The organism is Catenovulum sp. 2E275 (assembly GCF_025515275.1).
Classification (GTDB): Bacteria; Pseudomonadota; Gammaproteobacteria; order Enterobacterales; family Alteromonadaceae; genus Catenovulum.
Window position 1 is genome coordinate 1 of the sequence record NZ_JAOPFU010000060.1, and the last position, 18890, is coordinate 18890.

General features: G+C 36.6%; 14 protein-coding genes. 5 read left to right on the forward strand and 9 right to left on the reverse strand.

What is annotated here, in order from left to right:
* Positions 1–136 precede the first annotated feature (136 nt).
* Complete coding sequence (locus N7931_RS17575) at positions 137–343, reverse strand: bacterioferritin-associated ferredoxin (RefSeq protein WP_262795654.1); 207 nt, start codon at positions 341–343, stop codon at positions 137–139.
* 257 nt (positions 344–600) lie between these two features.
* Here N7931_RS17575 and N7931_RS17580 point away from each other — a divergent pair, with 257 nt between their 5' ends.
* On the forward strand, positions 601–1206 hold the full coding sequence (locus N7931_RS17580) for a peroxiredoxin (protein ID WP_262795655.1): 606 nt from the start codon (positions 601–603) through the stop codon (positions 1204–1206).
* A 236-nt stretch (positions 1207–1442) separates the two neighbouring features.
* On the opposite strand, the gene N7931_RS17585 is transcribed toward N7931_RS17580, so the two are convergent.
* The 6 genes from N7931_RS17585 to N7931_RS17610 form a co-directional block, all read right to left on the reverse strand.
* Complete coding sequence (locus N7931_RS17585) at positions 1443–2204, reverse strand: MipA/OmpV family protein (RefSeq protein ID WP_262795656.1); 762 nt, start codon at positions 2202–2204, stop codon at positions 1443–1445.
* A 101-nt stretch (positions 2205–2305) separates the two neighbouring features.
* Positions 2306–5188 (reverse strand): hypothetical protein, encoded by a 2883-nt coding sequence (locus N7931_RS17590; RefSeq protein WP_262795657.1) that lies wholly within the window; start codon positions 5186–5188, stop codon positions 2306–2308.
* A gap of 44 nt (positions 5189–5232) precedes the next feature.
* Complete coding sequence (locus N7931_RS17595) at positions 5233–6069, reverse strand: molecular chaperone (RefSeq protein WP_262795658.1); 837 nt, start codon at positions 6067–6069, stop codon at positions 5233–5235.
* Between the two features lie 17 nt (positions 6070–6086).
* Positions 6087–6539: a DUF4402 domain-containing protein gene (locus N7931_RS17600; protein WP_262795659.1), complete on the reverse strand. Its 453-nt coding sequence runs from the start codon at positions 6537–6539 to the stop codon at positions 6087–6089.
* Between the two features lie 49 nt (positions 6540–6588).
* On the reverse strand, positions 6589–7194 hold the full coding sequence (locus N7931_RS17605) for a DUF4402 domain-containing protein (protein WP_262795660.1): 606 nt from the start codon (positions 7192–7194) through the stop codon (positions 6589–6591).
* 190 nt (positions 7195–7384) lie between these two features.
* Positions 7385–8101, reverse strand: coding sequence for an SPOR domain-containing protein (locus N7931_RS17610; RefSeq protein WP_262795661.1), 717 nt, complete (start codon positions 8099–8101; stop codon positions 7385–7387).
* Positions 8102–8257: 156 nt separating this feature from the next.
* On the opposite strand from N7931_RS17610, the gene alr reads away from it, so the two are divergent.
* The 3 genes from alr to N7931_RS17625 all read left to right on the forward strand — a co-directional run bounded on the left by alr (position 8258) and on the right by N7931_RS17625 (position 15104).
* Positions 8258–9343 (forward strand): alanine racemase, encoded by a 1086-nt coding sequence (alr, locus tag N7931_RS17615; protein ID WP_262795662.1) that lies wholly within the window; start codon positions 8258–8260, stop codon positions 9341–9343.
* Between the two features lie 126 nt (positions 9344–9469).
* Positions 9470–10519, forward strand: coding sequence for a two-component system response regulator (locus N7931_RS17620; protein WP_262795663.1), 1050 nt, complete (start codon positions 9470–9472; stop codon positions 10517–10519).
* Complete coding sequence (locus N7931_RS17625) at positions 10512–15104, forward strand: transporter substrate-binding domain-containing protein (protein WP_262795664.1); 4593 nt, start codon at positions 10512–10514, stop codon at positions 15102–15104. Before N7931_RS17620 ends, N7931_RS17625 begins: the two co-directional genes overlap by 8 nt.
* 96 nt (positions 15105–15200) lie before the next feature.
* Here N7931_RS17625 and N7931_RS17630 read toward each other — a convergent pair whose 3' ends face one another.
* On the reverse strand, positions 15201–15887 hold the full coding sequence (locus N7931_RS17630; protein WP_262795665.1) for a hypothetical protein: 687 nt from the start codon (positions 15885–15887) through the stop codon (positions 15201–15203).
* A gap of 169 nt (positions 15888–16056) precedes the next feature.
* Here N7931_RS17630 and N7931_RS17635 point away from each other — a divergent pair, with 169 nt between their 5' ends.
* Complete coding sequence (locus tag N7931_RS17635; protein WP_262795666.1) at positions 16057–17025, forward strand: tRNA-dihydrouridine synthase; 969 nt, start codon at positions 16057–16059, stop codon at positions 17023–17025.
* A 105-nt stretch (positions 17026–17130) separates the two neighbouring features.
* On the opposite strand, the gene N7931_RS17640 is transcribed toward N7931_RS17635, so the two are convergent.
* A complete protein-coding gene (locus N7931_RS17640; protein ID WP_262795667.1) occupies positions 17131–18729 on the reverse strand; it encodes a cation:proton antiporter in 1599 nt (532 codons plus the stop codon).
* Positions 18730–18890 lie beyond the last annotated feature (161 nt).

The window sequence follows — 18890 nt, forward strand, 5'->3', positions numbered from 1 at the left end:
AATTCTAAATTCTAAATTCTAAATTCTAAATTCTAAATTCTAAATTCTAAATTCTAAATTCTAAATTCTAAATTCTAAATTCTAAATTCTAAATTGAAGATCGTTTGAAAATAAAAATGAAAGGGAAATTATAAAACTAGGCAAAAGCAGCTATTAATAAGCCGTTTTCTTTGTCGGATAAAATTTTAGATTGCTGGATAACTTCAATCGCATGTTTGCGGCATTTTCCGCATTGATCGGCGATATCCATTTGTTGTCTGAGATCAGCAAGGCTCTCACAGCCATTTTCAACTGCTTTTTTAATGGTTTTATCTGTAATGCCGTTACACAAACAAACGTACATAAAGCTACCTCACTTAATTATTAAACTTATTATAAATGAGAAGTGTTCTTATTAGCAACCATATTTTTGTGAATGATCACATTTTTGTCATTACAAATTAATTAATCTTACTCAGCCAAAAATTAAAATAAAAAATAACACTTTTTAGACTTGGAATTTTAAAGATAGCCCATATAATCTTTTCACATATTGGTTGATTAAGATCAAACAATTAGTCAGTCAATTCGTTTCCACAATAATATGAATGGAGAATATCAATGTCAGTATTAGTAGGTCGTCCAGCTCCGGATTTTACAGCTGCAGCAGTTTTAGGTAGCGGTGAAATTGTTGAAAATTTCAATTTAAGCGAGCAAATCAAAGGTAAAAAAGCAGTTATTTTCTTTTATCCATTAGATTTTACTTTTGTTTGTCCTTCAGAATTAATCGCTTTTGATAAGCGTTTTGCTGAATTCCAAAAACGTGGTGTTGAAGTTATCGGTGTTTCTATCGATTCTCAATTCACTCACAACGCATGGCGTAACACGGCAGTTAACGACGGTGGTATTGGTCAAGTTCAATATCCTTTAGTAGCTGACGTTAAACACGAAATTTGTCAAGCATACGACGTAGAGCATCCAGAAGCTGGTGTTGCTTTCCGTGGTTCTTTCTTAATTGATGCTGACGGTGTAGTTCGTCACCAAGTTGTTAACGATTTACCATTAGGCCGTAATATTGACGAAATGTTACGTACTATTGATGCATTAAACTTCCACGAAGCTCACGGTGAAGTATGCCCAGCTGGTTGGAAAGACGGTGACAAAGGTATGGACGCGAGCACAGCTGGTGTTGCTTCTTACCTTTCAGAAAACGCTGACAAGTTATAATTCTAATTTTTTAGAGTTAACTAAATTAAAAAACCGCTTAGTGAAAACTAAGCGGTTTTTTGTTTTTATTTTTGCACAATTTTTGATTTGCCCTATAGTTAAAATGTAGTCAATAAAGCAAGTTAAGTTTGCGTTTAGCTTAGAACTTTTGCTTTATTAGCAAATATGTGTGCTTGAGGTATCTTGCCGGTTTTTAGAAATGAAAACCGGCTTTTTTGTTGCTTAATTTAATTCCGCTATTTAAAAAAGGTTGAATAGGTAAACATAATACCTAAGCTGGAATCTCTGTCGGTTAATGGGCTGTCTGTGATGGAATCGTCATACCATGTATTACTAACACTGGTTCGGATAAAACCGTCAAACATAGGGGTTGATGCAGTAAAAGTTACATTTTTATTAACCGCAGAGCTTGCTTGATAAAAAGGGCGATCAGCAGTGGCCTCATGCGCTCTTACGCCATAATAATAATCTACATTATTTTCATCTAAATAAGTTAAACCCAAACCCGGCTCTAAAGTAAACTTACCTAACCTATAGCTTTTAGTGAGATTTAAATTAGCCTCATTACCATTTGAACGACCCAGAATATCTGTTCTGATTTTGCTGCTAACACCCCAGCTAGCTTGTTTATAATCTAATCCTACGCCAGCATCCATTGAAAACTCTCTGTCATCCATATCTTTAAAATAAGCGCTGTCGGATTCATCAAAGCCTTCAAATCTTGGAGAAATTAAGCCAGAGAATGTCCATTGTTGGTTCTGGTAAAGTTTATAACTAATAAAAGGCCCAAATACACTTAGTTTTTCACCGTGATAGCCAATCACTGGCAGCGGAATAAAACGCTGATCATAACCTTTATAAATTTCACGTTTAACCGCTAAACCTAAGCCATAAGTTAAACCTTGTGGCTGCATATTGGGTTTTTGAGCTGATTCGGCAATTGCGGGTAGTTGAATAAGTGAAAAACTAAGCAATAAAAATTTTGAAAAATGTCGCATTTTTTTATCCATTGTTTTGTTTTAATCTGTTCTGTTTAAAATTATTACGTTATCAATATCCGTTTGGATTAGTAACCGTGTGGTTAGCTGGGTTCAAGTTATCATTGATATATTTCTAACTGATTAACTTCGCATGCCACTTTAATTTGTTTAAGTAACTGCTCACAAAGTTGTCGAGGCTCATCTGCAGCAAGCTGTTGAGTATACACTAAAGTATATTGCTGCGTTTGCTGATTGAATTGATAACTGGCTTGAGGTTGCATATTCGCAAGCTTATTTTTAAGCTGTAACCAAAATACTTTCAGTACAGGTAAAGAGTTAAAGCTTGGGCCAATAGCGGCATAGTAAGTGCTGGTTTTATATTTGCTTAAAAAAATATCCATACCATTGGCAATTTTGCCTTTACCTGAAAATATAATATGCATAGGCGATGCTGGTTTGATTTTTTTCTGCTGTAAATACGCATCTGCGATCTTTATTTGGTATTGCCCCGGTGGAATATCGGTAAATAAATAATAACCGTCAAACTCACTGTCTGTGGTCGCGACCACTTCGTTTTTATCATTAACTAATTGAATCGGAACATAAGTTGCTGGCTGATCACTATCAGCCATAAATACAGTGCCTTCAATTTCACTCGACATAACAATGGGTACGTCCAGCATATCGACATAACCATCTCTTGGCGTAATTGAAATACCTTTATGGCTTGGAATAGAAAATGGGTCGGGCAGGGTGGCCTTATCAATTGCAATATCCGTTGTTCGGCCAGAACTTAACGAACGTAACAAAGCAAGCCCAAGCTCGTTAGTATCAGCACGCCTACCACCTTGTAAGGCGGCAACTTTAACCCCCTCTAAAGGGGTTTCACCAATATCATACTGGCCGTTTAAATTTTTATCTTCAAATACCCTAACAACAACAGAGCCGCCATTAGTGAGCGAAATTTTATTTAAAAAATAAATGTTTTCTTGCGCATGAAAGCCAAAACTAAAGTTAGATGACAAACCAAGCCGCCATTTATCGTCACTGTCGTAATCAAAATATCCTGATAAACGAAAATTTTCTTCACTCCAAGTTAAGTTGGTTTGAATTGAGTGGTAATCGGTTGTATTAAGCTGATAATAATCTAGCTCAGTGCTGAGTGAATTACTAAACGGATATGAAAACTCAGCTCGGTAAGCAGTGATTTCTTCAGTTGGTTCAATAGAATAGAGCGCGCTAAAGCGGGTAGATAAACGATAAAAACGTTTTTGGAGTTGGAGTTGCCCATAGCTGTTTGTTGTTTCAAAACTGCCGAATTCACTTTTTTGCCAGCTCAGCTGATTATTTAAGTTTAACCAAGGCGTATATAAAGCCAAAGAATTGGAAAAGCGCTGCGATTTTGAATCGCCAGATTGATTAAACGACAGGTTATTTTGATGGCGTAAACTTATTCTGTCGTAACTGAGTAGATTACCAGCTAAGCTGGAAGATAAAGTTTGGCTGCTTGTATTATCTTGGTTTTGTCTGGACTGAACATTAATATTAACAGATTGATCGCCAAATTTTGTTCGCAAAGCCGCTCTAACACTGTGTTCATCATTGTCATTTGCATCTAAGCTCAGGTTTAAAATAGCGCGGTTAAATAAACTTAATTGGCTACCCAAAGCATACTGGTTTGCATTTTGCTCGTTATCTAAATATAAAGCATGGCCAAAATAAACCGAAGCCCAATCACTAAAACCATAATCGTAGCGACCCGAAAGCAACCAATTGGTATCACGATGATTTTGATTTAACACGCCATCAAATAACTGGCGACCTTGTTCAGTTATCGACAACTGATAAACGAATTGGTTATCCTCAACCGGATTTTGATCAACAATAATTTGTTTTGATTCGGTTTTAACTTGTCCTTGCGGGCCATAAAAAACAACCTCAAACTGGTTGTCGCCAAACAATAGTTCAATGTTATTAAACTCGTAGCGGCCACTCTCGTTACTTAAACTGGACGCTACTAATATTTTATTGCGGTATAACTCAACATCCCAACCGGGCTGAATATCGCCAGCAAAGCTCGTAGTTTCACTGTTTATTTCCCTAAATAAAGGGCGGTTACTTACATTTAACCCCTGACTTACAGAAGCTATACTGTTGTAGCCAATATTCACTGGCTGAACATCGCCAAATTCATACCGGCTGGCATTTAACGGGCCTAATAAATCATTTTGTTGTGATGTTTCAAATAAATTTAAACGAATATCTGTAACTCTGGCTGAGCTGTTGCTTTGGTCACTGGCGCGAAGATAATAACGGCTCGATAAATAGGCTAAATCGTGCGCGCCAACTAGCGAGGTTGTTACATTAGAATGACCCGGCTTACGGTTTGAATAAGTGATTTGAGCATCTAAAACCGGTGATGAAAATAATTGATAACTGCTTTCACGCCAAGGTAAAACCGCTGTGGATTGTTGCTGGCTGTAGCGGGCTGTTTTATTTTTGCGAGCAAGCCTTTGCTCAATAGGTAAAGGCTGAGTTGAGCTAATATTTAACTCTAAATTACGGTATTCAATTTCTAATGTTAGTTTAAACCATTTTGCAAGTTCACTTGCTTCAATATAAATATCATCATCTAACTGATAATCAGCAGCATCAAGCGAGTATGTTTCACCGGCGCTTTGTACCTGCTGACTTAACCTATTTAAATTAAGGGTAAAAGTTTGCGCTTCGGTTATAAACCAGCCGCTGGCGGTTTGTTGCTCAAGCGATACTTCAATGGCAAAATCCAATACATCGGCTAAGTTTTGTAAACCAATTAAAGCGCCTTTATCGCTTTTTATCGCAAAAACATCTGCAAGCTGCAAGTGACCTAACTTAATTAATAATAGGAGTGGCTCGCCAGTTGGAATTCCAGAGTCATTAATCAACTCAGTTTCATTTTGTTGTTGTGGCTCTGTTTGTTGAGCGTAAAGATCAAAAAAACAGCCTGATGTAAAAAACATCAGGCTGCTGATTAAACCACATTTAAAACCTTTTGCTAATCTTGTCATTTAATAATTAAATTAGACGCTAAATCGAATGTTTTGTTAATAAATACTTTACCGTTAAATTCTTTTTTACCGGTATATTCCACTCTTAAACGCCCATTGGCTGCGTTAAAATCTAGCCAGTCTAAACTAAGCTGATATTGGCTTTGATCCGGATAAATATTATAGCCATGTACCTGAGCAACAATCTGCTCCTCTGCATTTGGGTTGGGTTGCCAATAAACCAGCATATTCCCTGTGGTACTGTATTTTCCTGCTTTATTTATGGTTAATAAAACCTGAGCAGAATTTTGAGCTTTATTTTTAATGACAGAAAGTTGGTTAATATCGACACTGGCTTCAACCTGACCTTGACGGGCTATAACAGGGATTGTAAAAGCAAGAAGAGGCTCAACGTTAATTTTCATACTTGAGTTGGTTTGGTTATTCGGCTTTTTTTCAATTGGAAGTGGTTTAAATGCTAAGTGAGACCTATATTCAGCATCTGGTAGATCTTTAGGTCTACGAAACATCAATCTTACTGATTGTTTCTCATTCGGCTGTAATGTGACTTGTCTTGGGCTAATTCTTAGCATAGGACTTGCTAAATTAAAATTTGAGTTATTTAACTCATTATTAGCTAATGCCTGATATCCTCCGGTACTTTTTGCTACCTTCTCTTCCCATTCAATACGGTAAGTCCTTACCTGATTAGTTGGATTGATTAAAATAACTTTTGCTGAACGCTGCCTTTCATCTAAAACTACTCGAGTGGGTGTAATTAAAAGTTGAGCTTGGGCTGTTTGATTTATAAAAAAAAGTAAAAAGGTTAAAAATGTTTTTCTCTTCAGCAACATTTAATTTCTATCCTTAATTAATAATTTAACGTAATTCTAAAATTAGCCATATATTCAGTATTTAAATATGTTTGGTTATTTCCAGTCGTTTTTAATACAGCTCCGACATATATTTTAGCTTGTCCGACGCTGTCGGCTGTTATAGGTGAAGGGAAAGCAGCAACTGAATCTACGACAAATTGTTCGGTATCATGAAAATTAGATTTAGCAGTAGGTGTTAATATATCAATTTGTACATTGATTTCTCTATACGGTGGAAGGTTCGTCACTAAAAACTCTGCGTTTTGCCCTTCTTCTATTAACCATATGTGATTATGTGCTTGTGTTACCCCTAGAGGTGATACCTCAATGTAACTGACCTCATTGTTTTTCCCAACAACAATAGTTCCAAAACTTAACGGTTGAATCATCTCTATTTGCGACATGCAAACAGATGGTATTAACACGAATAATAAAATTAAATGTTTCATACAGAAAAAGCCAAAAACAAAAGAGTTTGTTTTTGGCTTAAAATTAAGACTAGTAGTCAACTTCTACAGTATAACTACCTGAATATGGCGCATCATTATAAGAGGCTTCATCATTATCTATATCTAAGGTTTGATCAACAGTAATTGTTGCACCAAGATTAAAAGATAGGGAGCCATCAGCACTAGTTCGTACTTGATCACCAGAAACGAAGTCTGTATTTGGGTTCGCTCCTGTTGTTACAAAACCAGCGAAATTAGACATAGTAAATACAGGCGTTCCAGGAGCGCCTGTTGTGATGCCAGCTGAATCAGCCGTTACAGTAACGGTCAAAAGTGCATAATTCGCTGCCCCTCCAACGCTAAAAGCAGCTGGTTCACCATCTTCCATGCTTTGAATAACAGATGTAGTCCCTGGTGTAGTGGATACGGCACTACCATCTGGGCTAATAGTTAAACTTGCAAAAGCGGATTCAGCTCCCCCAGTGACATCTGAAGCCAGCTGAGCTCGAATTGTACCAAAACTTAACGCGGTATCTTCTGTTAGAGTCAGCGCATTTTGAACTGTAACCGATGTCGTAAAGTCATTAGAAACAGCCATTGCCCCATTTGCTACAAATAAACTCGCTAAACCCAAGCTTAATAGTTTTAATTTCATTTTGTTTCTCCTAAAAAATGATACTTCTTATTTCAACTAAATATATTGTTGTAACTAAACAAGCTTGTTGTAGCTAAAAGCGAACATGAGTGCGCTTTCCTTTGCTAAATTCGCCACTTAGTCTGTTTGTTTATCGGTCATAACTGGTCTGACTTTAGGATTTTAGTGATTCATTTCTCATTTTGTCAATTTAAAACTTGCTACCGGTGTAATTGGTTGTTAGGCAGCTTTGTTTATTTTGTTTTAATTGCTGGCAAATATTGTTCGCCTCATTCTTTGAATAAGGGCCGATTTTTAAACGATAAAATGGAATGTTATCTTTAGTGATGTCTTCAACCAAAGGGGTGGATTGTTGACTAATTTGTGGAAATTTTATTTTAAACTCACGCCATGCTTGCTGATACTGATATTTAGATGAAAGTGATGCAATTTGCACTGCATATTTAGGCTGGCTTGCAGGTTGATGATTGGTCTGCGAGTTGGTTTTAGATAAATTATCTAAGCCAGTTAAATTATCTAGGGCAACTAGGTTATCTGGTTTTAACTCTGGTTGAACCGTGTCTATCTGCTTGTTTTGCGTGGTAATTGGCGTAACGGTTATGGTCGAGCTTTGTTTAGTATCTAACTGATAACCGGGTAAATCGGCTTGTTGGCTTAATGCGGTGAGTAACAAATCTAAGTCTGCTTCTTTTTGTTTGAGTTTACTCAGCGTTTCTTTTTCTTCTTTATTGGCCGTTTCTAATAACTCAATTCGCTGTGTAAGCTGGTTTATTTGCTGCTGATTATGCTCGGCTGTATTGGTACAAGCCGTGAGTAAAGTGGGCAATAGCATAAAGGCAGTACGGGCATAGCTTAATTGAGCATTATCAGCTTGTTTTATAAAAGAGGTTAAGTTCCGTTTACACATATTTTGTGGGATCGTTAATTTGCAATACAACTAATTAATTTACATTTGCGATATTCGACAGTTTAAATATATATCGCTGGTTTGGCTAGTCAGTTTATGTGAAAATGACTTTTTATTTGCTCGCCTTATTTTTTGTTTTATCGGTTTATAAACATAATGAAAACTGCTATCGCCCAAGTTAATTTATCCGCTTTGCAACATAACTTATCCCAAGTAAAACAATTAGCCCCTGATAGTAATGTATTAGCTGTGTGCAAAGCTAATGGTTATGGACACGGTTTGGTTGAGGTTGCGCAGGCGTTAGAACAAGCCGATGCGTATGGCGTTGCCAGAATAGAAGAAGCTTTTCAGCTACGCACCGCTGGCATAACTAAAACCATTGTATTGCTGGAAGGTTTTTTTCAAGCCAAAGATATTGCCAGTATTGCAGTAAACCAGTTTCAAACCATAGTGCACTGCGAACAGCAGTTAATCGAGTTAGAGCAAGCCAGCTTACATTTATCCACGCATTCACAAATTAAAGTTTGGTTAAAAATAGATACCGGCATGTCGCGTTTAGGGGTTAATCCTGCTCAGGTAGATGAATTTGTTGCCCGTTTACAGGCTTGCCCTTTGGTGCATTCTGAGCTTACTTTTATTACTCACCTTGCTTGCGCCGATGAATTAAATAACGATTATAATCAGTTGCAACTTAGTTTATTTGAGCAAGCTTGTCAGGCTTATCCGTTTGCCCAGTCAATTGCTAATTCGGCTGCAACCATGGTGCTCGAAAACACCCGTAGAACTTGGGTGAGACCGGGTATTATGCTTTATGGTGTTTCACCTATAGAGGGTGAAGCCGGTATTGAACGCAACCTAAAACCTGTTATGACATTGTCGAGTAGTCTTATTTCGGTTAAAGCGATTTCTGCCGGTACTAAAGTGGGATATGGCAGCACTTGGCAGGCAGATAAACCAACAAAATTAGGGGTAGTTGCAATTGGGTATGGTGATGGTTATCCAAGGCATGCTAAAAATGGCACTCCGGTTTTGGTAAATGGGCGAATAGTGCCTTTAGTGGGGCGTGTCTCAATGGATATGATTATGGTTGATTTAGGCATAGATAGTATAGAGCAAGTTGGTGACACCGCAATATTATGGGGTGAAGGGCTGCCAATTGAGCGAGTGGCTGATTCAGCCGGGACGATTCCTTATGAAATCTTATGTCAACTAACAAGTAGAGTTCGCTGGCAATATGTTTAACAAATGTCAAATTTGTAGATTGTTTCACAAATTAAAATAGCGTATAACTGTACAAGGATTGTGCATCGATGCAGGTTCGATGTGGCTCAACTGTAGTTTAATCAGGGTGTAGGGATTAAGTTGTAAATGAATCAGTATCACATTTTAATTGTGGATGATGTAGCCGATAATATTCAGGTTGCAATGAATATGCTAAAGGAGCAAGCTTATCAATTCACTTTTGCGCTAAATGGACAACAAGCGTTGGATCTTAGTTTACAGCACAACTTTGATTTAATTTTGCTGGATATTATGATGCCAGGAATGGATGGGTATCAGGTATGCCGGTTATTACAGCAAGATGAAAAAACCAAAGATATTCCAATTATATTTTTAACTGCTAAAGTTGATATAGACTCAATTTCTAAAGGTTTTAGGTTAGGTGCAGTTGATTATATTACCAAGCCATTTCACTCTGAAGAGTTAATTGCTCGAGTTAAAAATCATCTTGAATTGTATAGTGCACGTAAAACCCTCAAAACTTTAAATCTAAACCTGCAAACCAATTTAATTCATAAAGAAACCCGCTATATGACTGAGTTAGAAGACAGTCAAAAAGAAATGATTTATGTTTTAATGGAGTTAATGGAAGCCACCTCAGATGAAACCGGTAGTCATATTCAGCGGGTGTCAGAATATTCTCGCTTATTAGCTCATTACTACCCAAGCCTTTCCGAAACTGATTGCGAAACGATTTTTCATGCTGCTCCTATGCATGATATTGGTAAAATTGCGATCCCTCACGATATTTTACACAAGCCTGGAAAATTAACTGAAGCTGAGTTTGAAATTATGAAAACTCACACTACAAAAGCGCATGAAATATTAAGAATGTCGAAGCGAAAATATATTCAGGCCGCTGATGTAATTGCCCAGCAGCATCATGAAAAATGGGACGGTTCTGGTTATCCTAAAGGATTAGCAGGGAAAGATATCCATGTTTATGCCCGAATTGTCGCACTGGCGGATGTGTTTGATGCGCTTATTCATAAACGTCGATATAAAGATGCTTGGTCACTTGATGATGCCCGTACTTATATTATTGAGCAAAAAGGGCGTCATTTTGAACCTTTACTGGTTGATTTATTTACTGAACACTTTGATGAGTTTACCAAAATAGCAAAGCAACATGATTAAATATTTTCTGATAGCTATAGGATGGCTTATCTCTTGTCAAATTCAAGCTATAGAGTGGACAGAAACAGAAGCATTATGGTTAAAACAACAGCAGTCCAGTAATAAAATTATTAAACTCGGAGCCGATTATGCATGGCCGCCATTTGACTTTGTTGATGACCAATATCAACACCAAGGTATTGCCGCTGATATTATCGCATTAATTTCAACTAAAACAGGTATTCGCTTCGAGATAAAAGCAGATGTGTGGGATACTGTTATGCAAAAAATGCAAACTAAACAATTAGATGGTTTAGTTTGTGCTGCGCATACGCCTGAACGAGCTAAATATTTAAATTTTACTCAGCCATACACTGTAATGCCATTAGCTATTGTTGTACAAAATAGTGTTCATAACATTAAATCAATGGCTGATTTGAAAGGGAAAACAGCATCACTCAACAAAGGGTCGTACTTACATGAATGGATGGTCGAAAATCATCCCGAAGTCCGGCTTTTATTAACTTCATCCAACATTGAGGCAATCGAAGCCGTTTCATATGGGCGAGCTGATGCTTACTTAGGTAATATAGCTGTTGCTACATACACTATAAAAAAGCACTTTTTTACTAATCTAAAAATTACAGCAAAAGTTAATGAGTTAGCAACTAAGACATCATTAGCCATTGATAAATCACAGCCTGTTTTATTTTCTATTATTCAGAAAGCTTTAGCTGATATCAGCGCAGAGCAACATATTGCGATTCAAAATAAATGGTTTAAGGTCGCCGAAAGCCAAACGTTAAATTTAACTCAAGATGAGCAAACATGGTTAGCTCAACATAACAAAATCAAAGTTGGGGTTGATATATTCTGGCGACCTTTTTCGTTTAAAAATGATTTAGGAGAAATAACTGGTTTATCAATTGATGTATTGAATCTTGCAACTCAAAAACTTGGAATAGAGACTGAGTTTGTTGAAAATAACTGGGATGACACGCTTACATTAATTAAAGACAATCAATTAGATTTAGCTATCGCTGCATATAAAACAGAATCTAGAGAACGGTTTGCTTTATTTACTCAGCCGTATTTTAGCGCTGATAATTACTTTTTTAAGCGAGATGATATCGCGGGTAATAAACTAACAGATATGCAAGGGAAGGTGCTGGCTGTTACAAAAGGTCATGCTTATGTAACACAGTTAAAAGAAACACTAAAAGATATACATATTTTAGAGACTAATAATATATCTGAGTCGATTAACGCTGTTTTAGAGAATAAAGCAGATTTAATTTATGCTACTTATAGTGTATTAACTTCGGCGTTAAATCATCGCCAGATTCATAATATTGTGCCTTTTTTAGCTGCGACAGAGCATAAATCAACACAGTTACATTTTATGGTTAATCAATCTAGTCCGCTGCTAAAAAGTATATTAGATAAAGCATTAGCCTCAATCGATCCAAACGAAAAACATAAAGTTGAACAATCTTGGTTTGAATCATCTAGGGTTTCTTCTAATCACAAATTTGCGCAGCTATTTTCAAATGAAGAAATTAATTGGATGCAGCAAAATGCCCAAGTTAGTTTTGCTGGTGACCCAAATTGGTTACCGTTTGAAGCAATTGATAATCAAGGCCGTTATATCGGAATTGTATCTGACTATTTACAACAAATTGAGGCTCAAAGCCCTTTAAAATTTCAATTAAAGCAAACAGCAAACTGGCAGGAAACTTTAGCTCTGTCTATAAAGCAGGATGTTGATGTTATTTCTGGCGATATAGATGATAACGTATTAACTCAGAATTATCGTCCAATCCAAACCTACTTAACCAATCCTATTGTTATTTTAATGTCAAATGATGCTAATTTTATTAGTAATTTGAATGAATTAAAAAATAATAAAATAGCTGTTATTAAAGATTATGGCTATACCCAAAAAATATTTAGCCAATACCCTAATTTAGACTTTATTGAAGTTGAAAATGCAAAAGTTGCTGTTAGTGGTTTAAGTGATGGGCTGTTTTCTGCTGCCGTGATGTCACTTGCTAAAGCCCGAACTCTACTGATAGACGGTGACTATTACAATGTTAAAGTGGTTGGCAAAACAGATGTCGATATGAAATTAACTTTATTTGTAAATAAGCAAAAACCCATGCTGCATTATTTACTTGAACGGTTAATGAGTGATATTAGTCAACAAAAAGGTAATGAAATTTTAAACCGTTGGACTCAGTTAGAGTTAGCTGAAAAAACTGATTATGAACTTATCTCTAAAGTCGTAATTGGTGCAATTACTGTTTTATTATTTATTGTTTTCTGGAATATACGACTTAAAAAAGAAGTAAATCAGCGTAAGCAAGCAGAACAACAGTTGGCTGTTGAAAAAGAAAACTTCCAAGTTTTATTTGAGCAGGCAGCTGATGCTCATATATTACTTAAAGACGATAAAATCATAGGCACCAACCAATCGAGTTTATCTTTATTTGGCATTAGTCATAAATCACAATTTATTAATACCAGCTTATTAAACTGGTCCCCAAGTTTTCAGTTTGATGATCAAAGTAGTTCCAAAAAATTAAAAGATGCATTAAGTATTGCTCAAGTTGAGGGGGAGTATCGTTTTGACTGGCAATGCCTACCCATAAATAATCATGTGTTTTGGGTCGATATTGTTGCAGTACCGATTAAGTATCAGGGCGAAGCGTGCTTGTATCTAACTTTGCGTGATAAAACTGAACAAAAACGTTTAGAAGCACACTTAAAAGATAATCAGGCACAACTTGAGTTATTAATTAATAATTTACCGCTGAACGTAATGGTTACGGATATTCATGGTGCTATTTTATTAGCTAATCAAACCGTGTTGGATGAATACCACTTGAGCAAAGAGCAAGTTAATCAATTAAACATCCAAGAATATCTCCATAGTATCACTGATAAAGAAAACTTAATTCAGGATATTAATCAAGGTAGAGCGATTTATCAGCGTATTATTCAAATGAAAAAATTTGGAGGTGGGGTTAAATCCATGATGGTATCTGTGATCCCCATTCAATTTGGTGATAAAGGGGCCTTACTTATTATTGCCGTGGATTTAAGTGAGAGAATAGAAATGGAAACTCAGTTAACGGCAGCTAAAGAGTTAGCTGAAGCCGCTAATAAAGCTAAGTCTGAGTTTTTAGCTAACATGAGCCACGAAATTCGTACCCCAATGAATGCTATTATTGGTTTTACAGAGCTCTTAGATGCACAAATTAAAGATGAAAAACTAAAATCATTTGTCAAAATTATCCAATCAGCAGGAAATACCCTGTTAATGTTAATTAACGATATTTTAGACTTGTCAAAAATTGAATCAGGTAAATTAAGAATTGAAAACCGTGCAAATAATATTCGGGAGTTATGTAGTGAAGTTAAAAGCGTTTTTCAGATAAAAATGCAGCAAAAAGACTTAGCATTTGAAATCACCGTAGATGATAAAATTCCGGATGCTATTCTGATTGACGCAACCAGACTGCGCCAAATTTTATTTAACTTAATTGGTAATGCTGTGAAGTTTACCGATCAAGGTAGTATTTATTTAACTGTTCAAGCTCTAAATATTGATGAGCATTTAAGCAAAATTGATTTGTTAATAGAAATACAAGATACAGGGATTGGCATAGCACCAGAACAGCAAGCCAAAATTTTTGAAAAGTTTGAACAGCAAGATGGTCAGGACATTAAAAAATTTGGCGGTACCGGACTTGGACTGTCTATTACCAAGCGTTTAGTTGAAATGATGAGTGGTGAAATTACAGTCACCAGCGAGCCAGACAAAGGTGCTTGTTTTAGAGTGCTGCTTAAACACTTAGATATCGCTGCGATTAAAGCAGATAAAAAATTAAAAGCATCACTCGACTTTAATCCAGATTTAGTTGAATTTTCGCCAGCCAATATTTTAGTAGTTGATGATATTGAGAATAACCGCGCATTGGTACGTAATAACTTTGAAAAAACTCAGCTTAAAATTTATGAAGCTGAAAATGGCCTACAAGCGATAGAAATGTGCGATTCGCATTTAATTGATTTGGTGATTATGGATATTAGAATGCCGGTTATGGATGGTTATCAGGCGGCTGAAAAATTAAAAACTTTATACCCTGAATTACCCATTGTCGCCTTGACCGCTTCTGTTATGCAGGACGAATATGAGCAACAAAAACAGCAGTTTTTTGACGACTATTTAAGAAAACCAGTTTTAAGAACCGATTTATTCTCAACATTAACTCATCATTTAGCTTATAGCATTAACTCGGTAAGCCAGTTAAATAATAATGATCTTAATATAGAGCAGCTTACTCAAGCAGAAAAAGCTGAGTTTAAAAAGGTATTAACGGCTGATTTATTAGCTGCGTTTTCTCAAGCTAAACAAAATAATCAAGTTAATACGATTAAAGCTTTTGCCAAGCAGCTGGCTGATTCAGCTAGCCAGTTTGAAAACCCTAAATTAGATAAATTTGCCAGCCAACTACTCAGTAAAGTGGATAGTTTTGATATTGCGGGGATGAGTTTATTACTCGACAAATTTGCTAAATTAGTTAAAGAACTGGCGAAATAATAGGATTAAAAATAGCCTAGCATCATTTATATCAATGTAGATTGGCTTTAGTTCGTTTTACGCCTGTCGCTTTGATCGCTATAAATGGGAATGTTACTAGTGTTTCAAAAATACAGAATCTGGTTTTTGATCCCTGGTATTTAACTGGGTATGATCCGCTTGGTTTTGATTTAAATTAAGCGTTATTCCTTTAGCTGGTTTGCTCAATTGGCTTTGGCCTAAAGCTAATTGTTTACTTGCTAAAATATGCTGAGAATCTGAACTGACTAAATTAAGTTGCAATACGTGCGTTTGTAAGTTACCGGCTATGGGTAGACTATATAATACACTATTAAGTTTTGAATTTTGTTTATTACTTATTGCTAAATTCGATACCTCGATGCCTAATATTCTGGCTTGGCTGAGCAAAGTTTGATGCAGCAATTCAGCTTGTAAGCTATATTGGTTGTGAGCATCTACCGGTGCAATATAAATAGCCAGATGCGCTATTTGCTGATCGCTCAATTGGCAGGCTAAATCAATTAATCCACTACGAACCGTTAATTCAAGTTGATTTAACACCGACGATTTTTGATTGGCTTGTGCAATTTCTAAATTTTCCTGATTGCGGCAGCTTTGAGTAAGCGCTTGCATTTGCTCTGAAACCGGCTCAGCTTCTACCTGTTGAGTCTGTTCTGATGTAGTCTCATCTTTTTGCCCGAAAGAAAATAAATAGCCCGGCGATGTCATACATGCGCTCAATAAAATTGTACTGCTCAGCATTAGTGTAATTTTAAGTTTCATCTTGATTACTATTATCCGGATTAATCTTAACTGCGTTAAAGCAACAATAATGCCAGAAAAAACGTCAAAAAATTATCGTTAAGTTTTATAGGCGCACAGGTTATTTAGAGTTGAGGTTATTTAGATTAAAGCTACAATACGCGCCTTTATTGACGGTTTATGTATTGATATGGCTGAAGCACAATTACAATCTGATAATATTGAACGCTTGGTTTTAGCACCAATGGAAGGTGTAGTTGATCATATTATGCGGGATTTATTAACCCAATCTGGCGGATTTGATTTATGTGTGACTGAGTTTTTACGGATCACTGAAAGCTTACAGCCTGTGCGATCATTTTATAAACTTTGTCCTGAGTTAAAAACCAATGCCAAAACTCCAAATGGCACACCACTTAGAATTCAGTTATTAGGCAATCACCCCGGTTTTTTAGCAGAAAATGCGGTTAGAGCAATCGAGTTAGGCTCACACGGCATTGATGTTAATTTTGGCTGTCCGACCAAAACAGTGAATAAATCTAAAGGTGGTGCGGTTTTATTGCAAGAGCCAGAAACTTTATATCAGGTTATGTCTGCTATTCGGCAAGCTGTGCCGGATAATCACATTGTGAGCGCAAAAATTCGTTTAGGGTTTGATGATACTCAGCTTTTTCATGAGAATGTGGATGCGATTCAATCTGCCGGAGTCAACGAATTAGCAATTCATGCCCGTACTAAAAAACAAGGTTATAAACCGCCTGCGTTTTGGCACGAGATCTCATCCTTAAACCAATTTTGCACTATGCCGGTCACCGCCAACGGCGAAATCTGGACTAAACAAGACGCCATTTTATGTATGCAAGCGGCAAATACTAACCGGTTAATGTTAGGACGGGGGGCTTTGGCTGTACCGAATTTGGCTGCGGTTGTGCGTGGCCGCGCAAACAAAATGCCTTGGCAGCAAGTGGTTGGTTTATTAAAACAATATGCTGATTTTAAAGTAGAAGGCGATGTGGGGTTGTATTATCCAAACCGGGTTAAACAGTGGCTAACGTATTTAAAAATAGCTTATCCGCAAGCTCAAAAATTATTTTTAAATATTAAAACGCTAAAGAAAAAAGCTGAAATTTTACCGTTTTTAGACAGCGCAAATGATTAAACATAAGCAGCATATAAAGAGTTAAAAGGAAAATTGGAAAAAGAGCGATAAGGTTTAATTTATCGCTCTTTGTATGATGAGTCGGTTATCATGAGCGTCAGGCTGTTAGGCTTGAGCTAGTCTTTCCTCTGGTATATTTTGCTCTGCCAATAAATTTAAACTCTCTTTGGCAAAACCAGCCCCAATCTCTTTATGATAATTAAAAACAGTATGTGCCCCTGATTTGAGTAATATTTCACCATCATCCGCATATTGGGCAATGGCAGCAATGCGGCCTTGGTAATGGCTGAACTTGAGCTGAGCAATAACATTTTTCATATCAGCCAGCGATGGCAGTGCGATCATAATTAATTTCACCTGACTCAGGTTTACTTGTTGCCAAAACTCAATATCTTCTGCGTCAGCTAAAGCGACATTACGGTTATGAATTTTGTGTTTTTCTATTCTGTCTGAGTCTGCGTCGATTCCCCAAACTTTATCGCCTATTTCGCAGGCCAGAGCATCGTAACTACCACTACCAACTCGGCCCATACCCACAATTAAAATTTCGGCTGTGGTTGGCATGTTTGGACAGGTGTTATTAATGGTATCTTCGCTTTCAAATTTGAGGATTTTATCTTTATAACGGCTGTAATAAGTGTGTGCATGTTTAAAAACAAAACTACTAATTACAAACGAGAAAGTGACAGACATCGCAATGGCAACTAGCCATTGCGGACTTAACCAGGTTTTTTCAACACATATTTTGGCGACAATTAACCCAAATTCGCTAAAGTTCATCAGTGCCATAGCGGTTAAAAAGCTGGTACGTGCCCTGAGTTTAAATTTAACCAGTACAAAAAAGAAAATTACAAACTTAACTGCCATTAATAGGGTTAAGGCTAATGCTAAGCTGACGGTTTCAAACGTAGGCAGTGCGGTAAAGCCGATAGATAAAAAGAATCCAATTAAGAATAAATCTTTAAAATGCATTAGCGATTTATATAGCTCGTTTGATTTTGCATTGGAGCTTAATAACATCCCCATTAATAAAGCGCCTAAATCGCCTTTTAAATTAAAAGCGTAAAAAAGTTCATAAGCGCCAAAGGCAAAACAAAATCCAACTAAAGGCAATAATTCGCCGTGACCTGTTTTTTCAAGTAACTTACCAAAATAAGGTTTTAACGGAACTAATAAAATAAGCCCAAGCGCCCAAACACTTGGTAAAGTACCCAAAGCCGCAACTAAAAAGATCACTGCTGCAAAATCTTGAATAACTAAAATACCAATAGAGACTTTACCGTGGCGGGTTTTTAATTCACCGGTCTCTTCTAAAATTTTGGCTACACAAACTGTGCTTGAAAAACTTAAAGCAAAACCAATAAAAGCAGCCGTTTGCCAGTCAATATTAAAGAGGTTAATTGAGGTAACAAACCCAAGTAAACCAGTGCCTAAAGCAACAATTACGGTTACTGCAAACATAGGCACAATCGAGCCGCCTAAAACGACAGTGTCGGTTATATCTTTTATTCGTACTTTTAAGCCAATGGTGAATAACAGTAAAGTAATGCCTAAATTGGCAAAAGTTTCTAAATTATCAATTGGCTTTAAGCCGTAGGCATTCATTGCAAAACCGGCAACTAAATAACCTATCATGGGCGGCAGACCAATTTGTTTAAGTGCAAAACCAAAAATAAAGGTGATGAGAATCCAGTATAAATCCATTAGATTTCTTTTAGATAGAAAAGCGTTGAAGCTATCTTAAAACAGTCGATAGAATAAAACAAAGCTTTATACCCGTGCTACCTCAAGATGCATGTTTCAGAGCTATCACAGCGCTTTCAATACAAAACAGATTGGTGAAGGAATGTAGGCACCTTTCAAAC

Bases quoted from the DNA above. Each gene is read 5' to 3' on its own strand.
- N7931_RS17640 (WP_262795667.1), bottom strand. From the start codon at position 18,729: ATGGATTTATACTGGATTCTCATCACCTTTATTTTTGGTTTTGCACTT.
- N7931_RS17595 (WP_262795658.1), bottom strand. From the start codon at position 6,069: ATGTTGCTGAAGAGAAAAACATTTTTAACCTTTTTACTTTTTTTTATA.
- N7931_RS17580 (WP_262795655.1), top strand. From the start codon at position 601: ATGTCAGTATTAGTAGGTCGTCCAGCTCCGGATTTTACAGCTGCAGCA.
- N7931_RS17635 (WP_262795666.1), top strand. From the start codon at position 16,057: ATGGCTGAAGCACAATTACAATCTGATAATATTGAACGCTTGGTTTTA.
- N7931_RS17630 (WP_262795665.1), bottom strand. From the start codon at position 15,887: ATGAAACTTAAAATTACACTAATGCTGAGCAGTACAATTTTATTGAGC.
- alr (WP_262795662.1), top strand. From the start codon at position 8,258: ATGAAAACTGCTATCGCCCAAGTTAATTTATCCGCTTTGCAACATAAC.
- N7931_RS17590 (WP_262795657.1), bottom strand. From the start codon at position 5,188: ATGTTTTTTACATCAGGCTGTTTTTTTGATCTTTACGCTCAACAAACA.
- N7931_RS17620 (WP_262795663.1), top strand. From the start codon at position 9,470: ATGAATCAGTATCACATTTTAATTGTGGATGATGTAGCCGATAATATT.
- N7931_RS17600 (WP_262795659.1), bottom strand. From the start codon at position 6,539: ATGAAACATTTAATTTTATTATTCGTGTTAATACCATCTGTTTGCATG.
- N7931_RS17575 (WP_262795654.1), bottom strand. From the start codon at position 343: ATGTACGTTTGTTTGTGTAACGGCATTACAGATAAAACCATTAAAAAA.
- N7931_RS17610 (WP_262795661.1), bottom strand. From the start codon at position 8,101: ATGTGTAAACGGAACTTAACCTCTTTTATAAAACAAGCTGATAATGCT.
- N7931_RS17625 (WP_262795664.1), top strand. From the start codon at position 10,512: ATGATTAAATATTTTCTGATAGCTATAGGATGGCTTATCTCTTGTCAA.
- N7931_RS17585 (WP_262795656.1), bottom strand. From the start codon at position 2,204: ATGCGACATTTTTCAAAATTTTTATTGCTTAGTTTTTCACTTATTCAA.
- N7931_RS17605 (WP_262795660.1), bottom strand. From the start codon at position 7,194: ATGAAATTAAAACTATTAAGCTTGGGTTTAGCGAGTTTATTTGTAGCA.